General features: G+C 47.3%; 8 protein-coding genes. All 8 read left to right on the top strand.

From position 1 onward, the window contains the following. Nucleotides 1-50 precede the first annotated feature (50 nt). From ACX0G9_RS15110 to ACX0G9_RS15075, 8 genes are read left to right on the top strand one after another with little or no spacing between them, the layout of a single operon-like run. Complete coding sequence (locus tag ACX0G9_RS15110; protein WP_459065762.1) at nucleotides 51-6,779, top strand: SDR family NAD(P)-dependent oxidoreductase; 6,729 nt, start codon at nucleotides 51-53, stop codon at nucleotides 6,777-6,779. A 47-nt stretch (nucleotides 6,780-6,826) separates the two neighbouring features. Then, a complete protein-coding gene (locus tag ACX0G9_RS15105; RefSeq protein ID WP_459065761.1) occupies nucleotides 6,827-11,227 on the top strand; it encodes a type I polyketide synthase in 4,401 nt (1,466 codons plus the stop codon). Next, nucleotides 11,215-11,517, top strand: a complete 303-nt coding sequence (locus ACX0G9_RS15100; RefSeq protein ID WP_459065760.1) for an acyl carrier protein — start codon at nucleotides 11,215-11,217, stop codon at nucleotides 11,515-11,517. The genes ACX0G9_RS15105 and ACX0G9_RS15100 overlap by 13 nt, the downstream gene beginning before the upstream one ends. Then, complete coding sequence (locus ACX0G9_RS15095; protein WP_459065759.1) at nucleotides 11,505-12,278, top strand: alpha/beta fold hydrolase; 774 nt, start codon at nucleotides 11,505-11,507, stop codon at nucleotides 12,276-12,278. The genes ACX0G9_RS15100 and ACX0G9_RS15095 overlap by 13 nt, the downstream gene beginning before the upstream one ends. 15 nt (nucleotides 12,279-12,293) lie before the next feature. Next, nucleotides 12,294-13,553 carry a nucleotide disphospho-sugar-binding domain-containing protein gene (locus tag ACX0G9_RS15090; protein WP_459065758.1) on the top strand — a complete coding sequence of 420 codons (1,260 nt, stop codon included), beginning with the start codon at nucleotides 12,294-12,296 and terminating at the stop codon, nucleotides 13,551-13,553. Nucleotides 13,554-13,573: 20 nt separating this feature from the next. Then, a complete protein-coding gene (locus ACX0G9_RS15085; protein ID WP_459065757.1) occupies nucleotides 13,574-14,803 on the top strand; it encodes a glycosyltransferase in 1,230 nt (409 codons plus the stop codon). Between the two features lie 4 nt (nucleotides 14,804-14,807). Further along, on the top strand, nucleotides 14,808-16,067 hold the full coding sequence (locus ACX0G9_RS15080) for a condensation domain-containing protein (protein WP_459065756.1): 1,260 nt from the start codon (nucleotides 14,808-14,810) through the stop codon (nucleotides 16,065-16,067). Nucleotides 16,068-16,086: 19 nt separating this feature from the next. Next, a complete protein-coding gene (locus ACX0G9_RS15075) occupies nucleotides 16,087-17,397 on the top strand; it encodes a condensation domain-containing protein (RefSeq protein ID WP_459065755.1) in 1,311 nt (436 codons plus the stop codon). Nucleotides 17,398-17,427: the final 30 nt, after the last annotated feature.

Raw genomic sequence — 17,427 nt, 5'->3', positions numbered from 1 at the left:
ATATCCAAATTGTTACCTGGATGTATTTGGCGTGCAAATCCAAATAACATATGAAAAGGATCGAAATTATTGGAGTTACTCCACTAGAGAAACCCGATATAGGTCTTGCATTAGCCTTAAACAAAGCGAATGCATTCCCTGTTCTGCATTTAGGCCGTGATAAAGAAAAGGGGTTAAGCGCCCTTAGGGAAATGTCCCTGAAATGTGATAAAGATTTTGGAGTCTGTCTTCTGCCCCCCGATGTTTTGTCTCCTGATATTCTGTCTCCTGATATTTTACTGCCGGATATTTGGCCTGCTGAATTTTCGGATATCGAGTTACCGGATTCAGTTACCCTCCTTATTTTACCCTATAGGGTTATTCCATTTCACCGGGTAGCCGGCTTAAGGAAACATCCTGAAAAAAAACTAAACATTTTTTACCAGGTCCACACACTGGAAGAGGCCAAAGCCTCGAAGGATGCAGGGGCTGACGGAATCATTATAAAAGGGAATGAAGGCGCCGGGAAGGTGAGCGATGAATCCTCATTTATTTTGTTCCAGCAAGTGTTGAAAGAAGTGAAAGATATCGGGATATGGGTACAAGGTGGGATCGGTGTGCATACTGCTGCGGCACTAATGGCCTGCGGAGCAGCCGGAATCGTTCTGGACAGCCAGTTCCTCTTATTTCCGGAATGCCGGACTTCCGGAGAAATAAAAAAATGGTTGGAGAAATTAAGCGGAAGTGAAACAAAGGTAGTTAACCATTACCGTTCATGGACCCGGCCGGATATATCCCTTCCACTGGGACAGGATATTGCCCTTTCCGCAGATCTTGCGCATCGGTTCCAAAAAATAAGCAGGTTGATCACAGGTATCAGAGAGGCTGTTTATGGTCATTTGAACCAGGCGAAACAGTTGAATGTAATCCGGCCGGATTCTGCCCTGGCCAAGGATTGGGGAACAACCTATCCCATCGCCCAGGGCCCGATGACCCGGGTGAGCGATATCCCGGAGTTTGCGCAGGCTGTTGCGGATGCGGGTGCCCTTCCTTTTGTAGCCCTTTCTTTATTAAAAGGAGAACCGGCCAGGCAGCTGATCAGGAACACCAAAAAATTAGCGAATGGCAAAACCTGGGGTGTAGGTATCTTAGGATTTCTGACACAGGAATTACGGGATGAACAAATTGAATATATTAAAGAGGAGAAACCTCCTGTAGTCCTGATCGCAGGGGGAAGGCCATCCCAATCGAATTCCCTGGAACAAGCCGGCATTAAGACTTTCCTGCATGTTCCCTCCGTTTACCTACTGGATATGTTTATTAAGGAAGGAGCGAAAAGGTTTGTTTTCGAAGGCAGGGAGTGCGGTGGGCATGTCGGACCCTTGTCAAGTATGGTCCTTTGGGAAAGGCAAATAGAACGTTTGTTGCAGGAAGATCAGGGGGATCAGTTCAGCATCCTTTTTGCAGGAGGAATTCATGATGCCGTATCTGCAGCCTTTGTTTCGGTAATGGCCGCTCCTTTAGCAGCCAGGGGCGTTAAGGTTGGTGTTCTGATGGGTACCGCCTATCTGTATACGAAGGAAGCGGTTGAGACCGGAGCCATCCTCAAGAAATTTCAGGATCAGGCCATTTGCCATTCCGGAACCGTACTGCTGGAAACAGCCCCCGGTCACGAAACAAGATGTTTACATTCGCCTTTTGCAGAATTCTTCCATGCGGAAAAAAAGAGGCTGCTTTCGGAAGGTATGGACAAGAAGGGGTTGTGGACTCAATTGGAATCCCTGAATGTTGGTCGGTTGAGAATGGCAGCTAAAGGGATTGACCGTAAAGGGGATGAGTTAGTTCCAGTTCCTGAAGAAGAACAAGTAACGGCAGGTATGTATATGATCGGCCAGGTAGCTGCATTACGGAATAGGGTACTTTCCATGGACGACCTGCATAAGGATGTTGCCCTGGGGAATTTCATACTTGTTCAATCCGCCGCCATGCCTTTGCGGTCCAAAGAGGAAGGAAAGCCCCTGAACGTCGCTATTGTAGGAATGGCCTGTATTTACCCGGGTGCAAAAGATATCGGGCAATACTGGAATAACATTCTATCCGGAAAGGATTGTATTACAGAAGTACCGGACGACCGTTGGAATAAAGCTTTATATTATGATGCAACTTCTGTAAATGGCGATAAAACCCCATCGCGGTGGGGCGGGTTTATTCCCAGGATCGATTTTGACCCGGTTGCCTATGGAATTCCTCCACAATCCCTGGCTGCCATCGACCCAACTCAGTTATTGAGCTTGCTGGTAGCCAAACAGGCGCTTGATGATGCAGGATATGGCGCTCCTGATTCTCATATGTCGGTTAATCACGAAAATATTTCCGTCATTATTGGTGCGGAAGGAGGCAATGACCTGGCAGGTAATTATGGTTTCAGAGCCCTTTTCCGGCAGATTTTCGGAGAAATGCCGCCGGAACTCGATGCCGCCCTTCCCAGGTTGACGGAAGATTCCTTTCCGGGAATCCTGGCCAATGTCATTGCAGGACGTATTTCCAACCGTCTCGATCTGGGGGGAAGGAATTTTACGGTAGATGCTGCCTGCGCTTCTTCTCTGGCTGCTATCGACCTGGCCTGTCAGGAACTGGTTCTGGAAAGATCGGATATGGTCCTTGCCGGAGGTGCGGATCTGCATAACAGCATTAATGATTATCTTTTGTTTTCCAGTACGCATGCCTTGTCTCCAAAAGGAAAGTGCATGAGCTTCGATGCAGAGGCCGACGGAATTGCGTTAGGGGAAGGTGTCGCGATGGTCGTTCTCAAACGGCTTGAAGATGCTAAAAGGGACGGGGATAAGATCTATGCCGTAATAAAGGGGGTGGGAGGATCCAGCGATGGAAAGAGTCTTGGTTTGACTGCTCCAAGAAGATCAGGCCAGATAAAAGCATTGGAACGGGCATACGAACAGGCAGGTATTTCGCCGGCAGAATCAGGCCTGGTGGAAGCTCACGGTACAGGAACCGTAGTAGGCGATAAAACGGAATTAAGCGCCTTGTCGGATCTTTGGCTTCGGTCAGGGGCAATTGCCGGACAAACACAGTTAGGGTCGGTTAAAACACAGATCGGCCATACAAAATGTGCGGCCGGTTTGGCCGGTCTTATCAAAGCTGCCTTATCGGTGTATCATGGGATCCGCCCCCCGACTCTCCATTTGAATGTCCCTAATAATTATTATAAGGAAGAGTTAAGTCCTTTTGTATTTTCCAAAGAGGCGCGTATCTGGATGGATGCAAGAAGAACGGCCGGGATCAGCGCCTTTGGATTTGGAGGCACCAATTATCATGCAGTCATCGAAAATGATGTTGTTGCCAATGATGCGGTGAAGGCATCTCCTTCCTGGCCCGCAGAATTATTTGTTTTCAGAGGGGATTCCCAGGAGGAAGCCAGAGAACTTGCCTGGACCGTTCATTCCATCCTGGAACAAAATGATGCCATCGATCTGAAAGATATTGCCTGGTCCCTTTCCCGCTATAGCTCAAAACCCGTTCAATTGTCCATGGTAGTGGAAGGAACCGGAGATGCCTTGCAAAAATTGAAGCTGGCCCTTGCCGGAAAAGGTTCCATAGATGTACGTATTACCAGGGAGATGAATGGAAAACTGGCCTTTCTGTTCCCCGGACAGGGGAGTCAGCGTATCAATATGGCCAGATCCCTGTTTGTCCTTTTTCCCGGAATGCGGGAACAACTGGAAGGTCGTTCACCATTCGGACAGATACTTTTCCCTCCGGCAGCCTTTACTAAAGGCTCTTCCAAACAACAACGCGAGCGGCTGAAAGATACCAGGCTTGCCCAGCCTTTACTGGGGATCGTCGATCTGGCGATAGCCAATTTTTTACGGGAATTGGGCATTGAACCGGATATGGTGGCCGGCCATAGCTATGGAGAGCTGCCGGCTCTCTGTTTTGCCGGGGTTTTTGGGAAAGAACAATTGGTTTCGGTAAGTGAGAAAAGGGCAGCGGCGATCCTGGATGCTGCCGGAGAAGATAAAGGAATGATGGTCGCCGTTAGCTGCACGGAAGCCGTCCTGAAAGAAGTGGCCGATTCGGTGACGATTCCCGGTATTTACCTGGTAAATCATAATTCGCCCCAGCAATGGGTGTTGGCAGGCGGAACAGCTGCTATGCATGCGCTGATGGATCAATTGAAGAACCGGGATATTGCCGGAAGAGCATTGGAAGTGGCTTGTGCTTTCCACAGTCCTTTGATCGCCCGGTCAAAGGATTTGTATAAAGAGGCTATCAGGGATATTGTCTTTCAAAAAGGATCGATACCGGTATGGTCAAATACGACGGCTAGTCCTTATCCGGATACTCCCGGCGAGATCAGACAAAGACTGGCCGATCACCTCGTAAACCCGGTGCGGTTTTCGGAAGAGATCCGGGGTATGCATGCCCAGGGTGCCAGGATATTTATTGAAACTGGCCCGGGGAAAGTGTTAACCGGTCTGGCTAAGGCTATTCTGGGAAATGACGAATCCCTTTTGTTTCTTCATACAGAAGACAAAGATGAAAATGGCCTTGTCCTTTTACTGAATATGCTTGCCCAATATATGGCTTGTGGAAGGCCGGTCTCCCTGGAAAGATTATTCGAAGGACGCGGAGTAAAAGAAATAGACCTGAATAAACCGGAGCAGTATAAAAAGACCGGTACGGTATGGTTCGTCGACGGACAAAAGGCGTTGCCTGCTTTTGGCAAACTTCCGGTCCACGGTGCTATCCCAATCGTCACTCCTTTATCTTTCAAGGGAAAAGAAAGAAAACCAGTAGTAGAAAATAACGTCCATTCCGCTCAATTGGTAGAAGCTTATCTGAGTAGCGTAAAATCCATTGTACAGGCGCAGCGGGATGTGATGCTGGGTTATTTAAGTCATTCTCAGCAAGGTGGAAATCATGTCTTGAATCCAATAATGGAGGTAAAAGAGGTAAATAGCCTGATCAACGGCGCAGATGCAGAGAATGTTGAAAATAGAAAAGAGGAGGGACCGGCTGTAGCATCGACCGCCGGATTGGCTTCCCGGTTAACTCAAGCGGACATCCGGCAAATCCTTTTGCGCGTGGTTAGTGATAAAACCGGTTATCCTCCTGAAATGCTGGGAATGGACATGGACCTGGAAGCCGATCTGAGTATCGATTCCATTAAGCGATTGGAGATCATAGGGGAGTTAAGAACGCAATTGGGAGGTTTTCCCCACCCTGGTAAAAAAGAAGAGACTCAGATCGAAGAGTTGGCATCGATAAAGACCCTGAACGGGTTCGTCCTTTGGCTCGATGATCAGTCAGGCGGAAAAAGAGATATCCTCCCCGAAAAAAAAACCAATGGTAAAGAGAAGCTGTTGAGATTCCGGTTCGAGCTTAGGCCATCTGTTCAGGATAAGGATACAGGCAATGATGTTTTCAACAGGCTTTCCGGCCAGCGGTTTGCCATTGCGGGAAATTCCGGGCCGGTTGCGCCTGCCATTAAAATGCTTTTGGAGAAGAACGGGGCGATGGCCGAAATAATTTCAGAAACTCATCATCTTTTGGAGGAATATAACGGACTGATTCTGCTGGATATTCTTTCCGCTCCTGAACGATTCACTATCAGCCAGTCATTTTCCCTGGTGAAAAAATTGAATCCGGGAAAAATAAAATGGGTATATGTCCTGTCAGATTTTTGGGAACAGGCAGACCGGGATACCGATGTAAGCTTATTGAGGCATTTTCAGGGATATACAGGTTTTTTAAAAAGTCTCGATAAAGAATGGGAACACGCACAATGCAGAACGATATCCCTGGATACAGAAGCGGGACCTGATGAAATTGCACGGATAACGTTATCTGAACTGGTGAGTCAGGATCCTTCTACAGAGGTGGTTTATCATAACGGTCAGCGACAAACTATCGGGCTGATACCTTCCGAACTGGCCAACAAAGAACCGGCACAGCTCGGATTGAACAAAGAGTCTGTTATACTGGTGCTGGGAGGAGCTCAGGGGATCACCTCTGAATTAATGATCCGTTTCTCAAAAGATTATCCCTGCCATTATATCCTGGTAGGCAGGTCACCCCTGGAGGAAATGGATAAGAGAAATAATCCCTTTCTGGCCTTAAAAACAAAGGATGCCATTAAAAAATTATTGATCGGACAGGGGCAGATCCAGCGGCCTGCCGACCTGGAAAAAAAGACGCAGGAAATATATAAGCAAAATCAGATACTACATACCATCAGCGCTCTTACTATGAACGGTGCTACCGTATCCTATAAATCCCTCGATGTAAGAAATGAAGGAGAACTGGGTTCGTTCCTGCAGGCAATTTATATGGAACACGGCCGGATCGATGGAGTCGTTCATGGCGCCGGATTATTGGAAGACAAGTTATTCCAGCATAAAACGGCTGAGTCATTCGAAAGGGTATTTTCCACCAAGGTAACACCTCTGCGCGTACTCGCAGAGCAGATAAAGGAGGATGTACGATTTATCGTTCTATTCTCCAGTATCGCCTCCGTATATGGCAACCGCGGGCAGACGGATTATGCGGCCGCCAATAGCGTATTGGATCATTATGCCCGTGAATTAAAAAAGAAATACAAAGGCAAGGTGGTGGCGTTCAATTGGGGTCCCTGGAAAGGAGCCGGAATGGTAAGCCCCGATCTGGAGAAAGAATATGAACGGAGGGGAATATCGCTAATCCCTGTGCAGGAAGGACTGGAGACTTTTATGAACGAGCTGAAATACGGCAAAGAAAGCCAGGTGCTCATTATGGCGGAATAATTCAAATGGCGTGAGCAATAAAGATGCCGTTCAGTTAAAACAAACCAATGTCAATAGTTAATAATACCGAGGTGGCTATAATAGGAATGTCCGGGATTTTTCCCGGGGCAGGAGATGTTCAAACATTCTGGAAAAACATCGAGAACAGGGTCGATGCCATTCAGGCCGTACCGATGAACCGGATGGACGATATTTTTTTCGAGGAGTTCTCCCCTTATGAAAACACTTCTTCTTTTAACACCATTTCTCCATCAGGCAGTTCAGGAAAGGTTGACCGTTTTTATTGCCGGAGAGGCGGGTTTGTGGATGAATTCGCAGAATTCGACCCGATCCCGTTCGGTATCCTTCCCCTTGCGGTAGAAGGTACGGAGCCGGACCACCTGCTTACCCTGCGATTAGCCCATATCGCGCTCGAAGACGCATCGGTATTTGAAAAGGAACTGAGCCTGGAAAAAACAGGAATCATAATAGGGAAAGGTAATTATGCCGGTCCGGGAGCAACACGGGCTATTGAAATTATCCGTACCGGAGAACAGATTGTGCAGGTATTAAAGAACCTGTTGCCCGATCTGAAGGGGGTGGAAATTGACAGGATAAAAAAGGAATTCCAGATAAAAAAAGGGCGTTTTGGCGCTGATACGGCCATGGGGCTGATCCCAAACCTGGTAGCCTCTTTGGTGGCCAACCGGCTTAACCTTGGGGGAACTGCCTACACGATCGATGCTGCCTGCGCAAGTTCCCTGGTTGCCGTCGATCATGCCATACATGAATTAAACACAGGACGCTCGGATATGATCATCGCCGGAGGTGTTCATGTATGTCAGAACGCACCTTTCTGGAGTATTTTCAGTCAACTGGGCGCACTTTCCAGGAAACAACAGATTCGTCCCTTTGATCAACGGGCAGATGGTTTGTTGATAGGCGAAGGATGCGGGTTTGTCATTCTGAAAAGATTGGAAGAGGCCATCAGGGATAAACACAGGATCTATGCCATTATCAAAGGGGTCGGGATCGCCAGTGACGGCTCCGGCACCAGCCTGATGAGTCCATCCATAAAAGGGCAGTCAAGAGCCATTTCAGAGGCCTGGGAAAATGCCCGGTTGGATCCGCATCAGATCGGATACCTGGAAGCGCATGGTACCGGAACTCCCCTTGGTGACAAAACTGAACTGGAAACAATTTTGCATTTATTTGGTAACGGGAACAAACAGCCGAGGTCAGGTATAGGTTCCGTGAAGTCTATGATCGGTCATGCCATGCCTGCAGCCGGGATGGCGGGGCTGATCAAAACTGCACTCGCCTTGCATCATGGCCGGCTACCTCCGACTCTTCATTGTGAAGAGCCCCTGACGCTCCTGCAAAAAACCCGGTTCGATCCGGTTATTGAAACCGTTGATTGGGAAAGTACGGGTCTGCCCAGGCTGGCCGGAATCAATGCTTTCGGTTTTGGAGGGATCAATGCACATGTTGTCCTGGCAGGCTGGAATGGTCCGGATGTGGACGATGGGTTGAACACCAGGGCAGGAAGAAGGCCATTAATCAGAGCTGGGTCAACTGTACTTGCCGGGTCCGGAAAGAATAAAGAAAAGGGTAAAGAACTATTGCTGCTGGCCAGGACAAATGGAGAAGACCTGATCAGGGCATTGGAAGAACCTGAGGCACAAACTGGTCGGGGAGATTACCGGCTTGCCCTATTCGATCCTACCCCGGACAGGATACTGAAAGCAGTCAATATTATCAGAAAGAACAAACCCTGGAGGAACAGACAGGATATCTGGTTTTCCAATGATCCTTTGTTATCAAAGGGGGGCAAGCTGGCCTTTCTTTTTCCAGGCCTCGATGCGCTGAGTGGGGGAGAAGTGGAATCGATTGCCCGTCATTTTAATATAAAGGATACCCATGAAAAAAAGGATGGCTCCCCCGGCGTGTTCAACGCATCCCTTGATTTATTGGAAAGGACCCGCATTCTGGATACTGCGCTTAAACAACTCGGCGTGCAGCCTGACCTGCATGCCGGTCATAGTTTGGGAGAATGGCTGGCCGGTCGTTCATCGGGGCTGATCACTGAATCCTCCGTACTGACCTTGTTGTCCAGCCTTAGACCAGAACTGTTCGAAAATAAGGATGCCCGATTCCTCGTTGCCGGCTGCGGCTATGTCCGCATAAAAGATTATCTGGAGAATGAGCCGGATATCTTTCTTTCCAATGATAATTGCCCCCAACAGATAATTGTTTGCGGGACACAGCATGCGATTGAAAAATTTTCGGACTTTTTAAGGAAGGAGCAGATCTTCCATCAAATCCTTCCTTTTCAGTCAGGGTTTCATTCGCCTTTTGTAAAAGACAAACTGGATCAATTGCTGGAAGGCATGAAGCTCATGGATTTTCGCAAAGCCTCGATCCCCCTTTGGTCTGCTACAACCCTGGAACTATATCCCGAAGAATATGAAGCTATCCGGGATTTAAGCATCGAGCACCTGGTTCAACCGGTCCGGTTCAGGGAATTAATCGAAAAACTATACCAGGAAGGAGTGCGGATGTTTATCCAGATAGGGTCCGGGGGGCTTACCGGTTTCGTTGAGGATACTCTGAAACATAAAAATCATAGCGCCCTTTCAGCCAGTATTCCCTCAAGAGCGGGTTTGGCACAGTTGAAAAGAGTACTTGCCGCTCTTTTTGTGGAAGGGAAAGAGACCGGTCTTTCTTTTTTGGGGATGGATAGGCCGCACCCTATCAAACTTCAATTAGGTTCCCCTTTTGTAAAAAACTTTTTGGCAATCGGAGTAGAAAAAAATGTGGAAACAAAGATCTTTACAGCGGAAGAGCTAGGTGAGCGTCTGGGAACTTCTCCGCTTAGAAATGCCTTTGCCAGTAATGCCGAAGAGATAGCCGCTATGAATGCGGATGTGTTCAAATGGTTTAATGAATTAGGGTCGGTAAAGAACAAGCTATTGCCATTTGTCACCCAACTGGATGTCTCTTTGGACAATTGCCCTTATCTGAAAGACCATTCCCTGGTCAAACAAAGATCCGGTTGGTTACCGGTGGAGGATATGGACCCGGTGATCCCGATGACCATGGTGCTGGAACTCTTTGCGGAAACTGCGCGGGAAAAGGCTCCGGGTAAAGTCGTCAAAAAGATCATGCATGTGCAGGTTTTTCAATGGATGTTAGTAGCCTCCCCATTCCGGGAGCAATTGTCAGGCGAATGGAAAGATGAAAACTGTCTGTTGCTAACCGTGGATAAATATGCGCGTGCGGAGGTCTGGCTGTCTGACCCGGAAAGGAAGGCCGATTGGAGTTTTCGTGCGGAGCAACAACAATCCTATCCGCTTTCAACGGTTTCTGCCGATATGGGCATTCCCCTGCCCATGCATATTTTACCCGGAGAGATCTATGAAAAAAATATGTTCCATGGACCTGCCTACCAGGGAATAAAGAAGGTAAAGACAATTGGGGATAAGGGAATAAACGGAATCATCGAAGGGTGCCGGGGGAAGGGTTCCCTGTTGGATAATGCAGGGCAATTGTTCGGTCTTTGGCTGCAACTGACCCTGGCAAGAGACAGGATCGCCTTTCCCGTTAAAATACAGGAAGTGGAGTTCTATGGAGATATGCAGAACCAATCCGGTGAATTTGATTGTACCTGCATACTTACTTCTCTCACTGATGAATTTGCCACGGCCGATTTTGTAATAAAGAAAAATGAAGATGTCTGGTGTGTAATCAGGGGATGGCAAAACAGGAGATTGGAATTTGATGACCGTCTTTGGAATGTATCGATGGCCCCCTTGCATAATTTCCTGGCCGGGGAGCCTGTTCCGGGATTATTCTTATTCGATAATGCTTATTCCCGGGTAGTTTCCTGGGATTTTATTCTGAAGCGTTATTTTTCGGGGGAAGAGAAAAAGGTTTATCACAAACTTCCCCCCAGTAAAAAGAGAGAATGGCTGATTAGCAGGGTAGCCGCAAAAGATGCAGTCCGAAACCTGCTCATCCTTTCAGGAGTTGATCCCGTTTACCCGATAGAATTCAGGATACGCTCAGAGGAGTCCGGCAGACCCTTTGTTGAAGGGAAAATGACCGAAGACATTCATATCTCCATCGCCCATAAAAAAAATATTGCCATAGCAACCGCCCGATATGGTAATTCCATCGGGATCGATATAGAAGAGATCCGGGACCGGGGGCCAGGTTTTAATGAACTGGCTTTTTCTTCCCACGAATTGGAACTGCCTGGATTCAATATTTCCGGTACCGACCCTGCGGAATGGATCACCCGCTGCTGGGTGGCCAAGGAAGCCTATGGGAAATTCCTGGGTAAGGGCTTACAAGGCAACCCCAGAGTTTATGAAATAGAAGCGATCAACGGGAATGACCTCCGAATTAAAGATGTTGTAATCCGAACAATCAAACATAAAAACTATATAATAGGATGGACCATTTAGGGACCAATACAAAACTGAATAGCGATGAGATCTTTACTGTTCTGAAAAGATTTATTTCCGAAGTCATTGGAGAAGATTTCGCTGCAGAAATAAATATATCCAAAGAAAGTTCCTTTACCAGGGATCTTGAAATGGACAGTATCGAGATCGTGTCTTTTTCGGAAAAGGTAAAAAGTTATTTCGGTGAAGGGATCGATTTTACCGGCTGGCTGTCCGACATGGATCTGGATCAGCTTATTGAGCTTAATCTTCTGGAAATTATAAAATATATTGAAAGTTGCCAATCCTAGACATTCATAGAACCGGGGTTCACTTCCTGGAAATGAATAAAGGCGCTTCCCGGCCCGTGCTGATGATACATGGGATGTTCAGTAACCTGGCACTTTATTATTTTAAGATAGCACCCCTTATCGCGCAGGATTTTCACGTTGTCCTGTACGATCTCAAAAGCCATGGCCTGAGCGATCGTGTGGCAAAGGGATATGATCTGCATTCGATGACCGATGATCTGCTGGCTTTAATGGACGCCCTGAAACTGGAATCCGTTCACCTGGTTGGTTATAGTTATGGCGGATTGATTGCGATGGAGATGGCCATGCGATTTCCGGAGAAAGTAAGGAAACTGGCCATTATTGAAGGTCCGGACCCCAGCGACCAGGAAACACTCGATATTATTGACATCTACAGCAAGGAATTCCTGGTCAATTATATTAATAATTATACCGACACCACCAGGATAAGGATGGGCAAACGCCAATTGGATCGGAACCATCGCATGTATGAATTTCTTTTTAATGAGACATCGATCAGGAACGATATGCATTACGCGAAAAACTTTTTTATGGATCAACGAATCGAAAGTATGGGGCATGATACCCTGCTGATCTATGGAAAAAATTCCAACTGCGTATCCGCCGGTAAAAAGCTCTTGTCCAGGATACCGAATTCCCATCTTTCTTTTATCGATGGGGATCATAATATTCCCATCCAGGAACCCTTGCTAATCGCCAGTGCCCTGAAAGGTTTTTTTTATCGTACTGACTTAACCTGATTTAATAACCCGATTATGTCAAGATTTGTTTTTATTGTTCCTCCCTTTGCCGGCCATGTCAACCCAACCTTAAGTCTTGGCGCTGAACTGATCGGCCGGGGACATGAGGTAGGATGGATTAGCCTGGATGCCGCCTTAAAGGATCAATTACCATCGGGGGGGCGTTTGTTGCTGGTCCGGTATGAACAGGATGATCATGGTATAGAAGAAGGCCGGAAGAACCAACATGGCAAGAACGAACATTTCCTGACTATCCTTAAAGAAAGGAACGTGATCGGGATCGAAAGTATTAAGTTCCTGTATGAAGAGGTATTGATCCCTTTAAGCCGTTATATGGCCCCGGGCATTGAGACATGGCTGGAAAAATTTAAACCGGACCTGGTGATAAATGATCATCAGCTTTTTGCGGGAGCTATTGCTGCCTTCAAAAGGAATATCCCTTATGCGACTTCCGTTACCGCGCCTGCTGCCCTTAAGATAATGGAGGAATTGCCCCGTGTTCATGAATGGGAGGTCAATAAAATAAAATCGATTCAATATGAACTGGGTATACAGGGAGACCAGTCCATCATTTGCTCGTCCTTGCTGACCCTGGTATTCACTTCCCGCCTGTTTTTCGGGGAGATGTCCCTTCCCGCATGTTACCAATTTGCCGGTCCTGTAATCGGGCACAGGTCTTTTGCTTCCACTTTCGATTGGTCAGCCTTCCACGCGATGGGGAACCGGCCCAAGGTATTGGTTTCGATCGGCACAACCTTTGATCCTGTTAACAAAAAAACATTCTTCGCCAGGGTGCGGGAGGCGTTGGGTAATGAACCTGTTTCCGTGATCGTAGTTACCGACCCCTCCCTTTTTGAAGAGTGGCCCGAAAATTTCCTGGTACGGGAAAAGATCCCGCAGATTGAATTGCTCCCTTATCTCGATGGGGTTGTTTGTCACGGGGGACATAATACGGTCAGTGAGGCGCTGATGCATGGTCTGCCTATAGTAGTGATTCCCATTGCCTATGATCAATCCCATGTAGCCGGCAGGGTTGCACAAAGCGGAAGTGGAATACGACTGAATTTTTCCCGATTCCGGTCCACCCAATTAAACGAGGCGATTAAAGAAATCCTTTTCAAGGATCAATACCGGTCTGCCGCCAGGCGTATTCAACTCTCCTTTGAGGAGGCAGGGGGAGCGGTTAAGGCCGCTGAATTGTTGGAAAGGGCCGTTCAACCCGTAAAACCCTTTCAACCCGAAACGGCTTGCTGCAATGACCATTTTAAATTTTAGCGTATTGAAAAAAAATTAGCATGGCCAGATTCCTTTTTGTCGTACCTCCTTTTTTCGGGCATATCAGTCCCACGCTAAGTGTTGGCGCCAGCCTGTTGGCCAGGGGGCATGCTGTTGTCTGGGTCGGTATCCGTGAAATAGACCAGGAACATATTCCCCGGGGTGGAAAATTCCTGGTTCCTCAGGAGGAACTGGCAGAACACGAGGATACGATCCGAAAGATCCTTAAAAGACAGGATGACGGACCCCGGATCGGTGGCGCAGAGGCCTTGAAACTCGCCCTGGAAGAAACCTATCTCCCTTTTTGCCGCATCCTGATGAATGGTTTGAACCGTTTGGCGGACGATTTTGAACCGGATGTGATCATTAGTGATTGTACCATGTTTGCAGGAGCCATTTGTGCCTTTCAAAAAGGAATTCCCCTGGTTACTACTACTCCGGTTCCTCCCGCATTGCTGGAAGATACCATCAGGACTCCCAGGGTTTTTGAATGGCAGAAGAATCTTATAATGGGCCTGCACCAGGAGTTGGGGATTCCAACCGAAGAATTTATGGTTCACCCGGATAAATTGAATCTTGTTTTTACCTCCCAGGAATTTGCAGGGATCAGGGATCCTCCCCCCGGTATGAAATTCGTAGGACCTGTACAGGGGAGACCCAGCCCTGTTGAATTCGATTGGGGGCTCCTTGCCGGAACCACCCGGCCAATAGTATATGTTTCGATTGGAACCCTGCTGGTAGATATCCGAAAAACATTTTTCAGGCAATTGACAGAAGCTTTTGCCGGAGAACCTCTTACCATCATCGCCGCTACGGAACCGGATATCCTGGAGACCTGGCCCGATAATTTTATCGTTCAACGTTATGTTCCGCAAACGGAAATCATGGCAAGGGTGGATGCGGTGATCTGCCATGGAGGATTTAATACGGTAAACGATAGTTTCTTACATGGCCTGCCGATGGTCATTCTCCCGATGGCCTATGACCAGTTCCATACCGCTTCCCTGGTAGAAAAAGCGGGCTGCGGCATTGCCCTGCGTTATAAACGCATGCGGATACCTGCACTGAGGGAGGCTTTGTGGGAAGTTCTCCGGAATGATAGTTACCGTAAAGCTGCTTTGTTGACAAGGGAAACATTTATACGGGCAGGAGGCGCCGAAAAAGCTGTTTTTTACCTGGAAGAATTTAAAAACAAAACAAATCGAAAAAAATTTACACCTGATCGAAAAGAGGAAACTTTTATTCCCTGAGCGAATGATGTACGGGGATGGATCCTCTACCTTTCATGGCGTTTTTGCCGTAAAGGTAAGGGGGACCTTTACACTCGTCCGTTTGCGTACAGCGCTCGCCAGGGTGCAGGCAAAACATTCTTTGCTGGGGGCAGGCATCCAGGAGGATGATAAAGGCCTCCCTTATTTTATTTTCGGGAAACAAACGGTTCCTCCCATTCCAGTGCGTATTGCCGGGCGCCATTCCGATACGGACTGGATGGAAGAAACAAAATCCGAATGGGCCAGGCCTTTCGATCTGAATACCGGCCCTTTGCTCCGCCTGGTATGGCTGAGGGGTGAAGAAACCGGCGAACTGATCATGTCATTTCATCATTGTCTGTGTGATGGAGGCTCCGCTTCCGCGATCCTGAACGATCTTCTGAATTTATTGGATCAACCAGGCCTGATCATTGGTCAAACTCCTGTCTTTCATTCCCTGGCAGATCTTATTCCTTCCCCGATATTCAATCATAAAAAGGACAAGCTAAAAGCCTGGGCTAATTCCGCATTTTTGGGTCTGGCCCTTTCCGCCGCATCCCTTTTTATAGGTACGAAGAACAAAAAACGAATAAGCAGGGAGAAGGATTATTTACTTCACTGGAAATTGACGGAAGAAGAATCAGACGTCTTGTTCAAACGATGTAAAACAAGCGGTATCACGGTAAATACTATCCTGGCCCTGGTTTTTCTAAAGGCCTTTCAACAGGTAAAGGGGGCCGGATTTCATAACAAGGTGATGTGTCCGGTGGATATCCGGAAATTTGTTCCGGCGGTTAAAAAGGATACTCTTTTTGCTTTCGGTCTTTCCATAACCCTGTCCATGGATCGTCGTAAACCGGAAAAGGATTTCTGGGAAATGGCTTCATTTTTACAGGAGGAAGGCACTAAAAAAATGACTAAGCTGAATGCCTACCCGGTTTTGATGGCGATGGAGTATGCTCATTCTTCTCTAAAAAAGTTAATCCGGCTTTTGACGTACGGCAAACCAGGCAATGATTTTATGTTTTCCAATATGGGGAGGTTGGATCTTCCCGAATGCTGCGGAAACCTTACCATCGAAACCGTTTATAGCCCTACCGTTATCGGGCCGTTCGCCAATCCAACAACTATTATCGCTTCTACGTTCCGGGGCAGGCTGGATTTTTCCTTCGTATCCAATGAACAATTCATGGAGAATAAAGACGCAATGGCCATAAAATACTGGGCTATGGAATTATTACAACAAAATGTCCCGGGCCAATAAAATAAAAGAGAAAGGACTTATGGTACGAAGAAAATTTTTATCAGGGGAAAGGATCATGTATATTAATGACGCCACTTCAGTCAATTGTGTATTAGCGGTTAAAATAAGAGGAACGTTCCCGTCCGGGAATTTATTGGCGGCTCTTCGTCAACTGCAAATCAAACATCCATTGCTTCGGGCAAAAGTGGAGGAAGACAGCGCTGGTATTCCCTATTTTGTAGTTGATGAAAAGATGGGAGATATTCCTTTGCTGATCGAAAAAAGAAAATCCGATTTGGATTGGTTTATCCGGACCAAGCTGGAATGGGAATCACCCTTCGATAAGAAACAGGGGCCGCTTGCCAGAGTGATATGGTTAAAAAGTGAAGAGGTTTCCGAACTGCTGGTAGTATGTCCTCATTTTATCTGTGACGGTATTTCCCTGGTAAATCTTATGCGGGAGCTTTTAATGGTGGCTGATCAACCGGATACCCATTTGTCTCCAACTCCAGCTTCCGGTTTCCATTCCTTAGAAATGCTCCTTTCCGCTCATTTGGGTTCAGCTAAAAAAAGATTTTTCAAAGCCAGGGTTTTTTCGCTGTTGGCTGCCGTTGCGCTGGCCTTTAGAAAAAGGTATACTGCCGGAATAGATGATCCGTCAGGCGATGGATATATGATCCGGTGGAAACTGACCAGGGAAAATTCTGAAATATTGATCGATCGGTGCCGTTCGGAAGGGGCTTCGGTTCATGCTGCATTATGTGTTGCTTTCCTTGCTGCGTTCCGGGAAGTAAAGGGAAAAAAGGCCCGCGGCAAAGTGATCTGTCCCGTAGATATCCGCAGACTTATCCCGGAAATTAAAACAGACGATCTTTTTGCGTTTGCTCCAATCGTTGAATTGTCAACAGGCAACGATCCGATCTCCGGTTTTTGGGAAAAGGCGCGGAAGTTTAAGCGTGCTCTTGCTGAAAAGATAGCCAGGCTGAATGGGTATGAATTGTTGCTTATCTCCGAACAATTTCATTCCCTGGTAAAAAAAATGGTGAATTTTTTGCTTTCCACGGAAGGCTCTCACGATTTTACGCTTTCCAATATGGGACGCCTGGAAATTCCACCACATTATCTGGGGTTTGCCGTGGAAACGATTTATAGCCCAACCGTTCTTTTCCCCTGGAGAAATCCCAATACCATCGTGGTAAGCTCCTTCAAGGGGCAGATGGATTTTACGATCCTTTCGAATGCTGTTTTTTTGACATATAAGGAGGCAGAAGCCATCAGGGACAAAGCCATGGAATTATTGTTAAAAGGCGGATGGAAAGGCCCTCAGGGCGGAGAAACAGAGGAAGCCTGAAGGTAAACAGAGCGGGGGCCTGAAGGGAAA

This window comes from Flavitalea flava, assembly GCF_054461575.1.
This window is presented reverse-complemented; position numbering and strand designations above follow the sequence as displayed.

Bases quoted from the DNA above. Each gene is read 5' to 3' on its own strand.
- ACX0G9_RS15110 (WP_459065762.1), top strand. From the start codon at position 51: ATGAAAAGGATCGAAATTATTGGAGTTACTCCACTAGAGAAACCCGAT.
- ACX0G9_RS15105 (WP_459065761.1), top strand. From the start codon at position 6,827: ATGTCAATAGTTAATAATACCGAGGTGGCTATAATAGGAATGTCCGGG.
- ACX0G9_RS15100 (WP_459065760.1), top strand. From the start codon at position 11,215: ATGGACCATTTAGGGACCAATACAAAACTGAATAGCGATGAGATCTTT.
- ACX0G9_RS15090 (WP_459065758.1), top strand. From the start codon at position 12,294: ATGTCAAGATTTGTTTTTATTGTTCCTCCCTTTGCCGGCCATGTCAAC.
- ACX0G9_RS15085 (WP_459065757.1), top strand. From the start codon at position 13,574: ATGGCCAGATTCCTTTTTGTCGTACCTCCTTTTTTCGGGCATATCAGT.
- ACX0G9_RS15080 (WP_459065756.1), top strand. From the start codon at position 14,808: ATGATGTACGGGGATGGATCCTCTACCTTTCATGGCGTTTTTGCCGTA.
- ACX0G9_RS15075 (WP_459065755.1), top strand. From the start codon at position 16,087: ATGGTACGAAGAAAATTTTTATCAGGGGAAAGGATCATGTATATTAAT.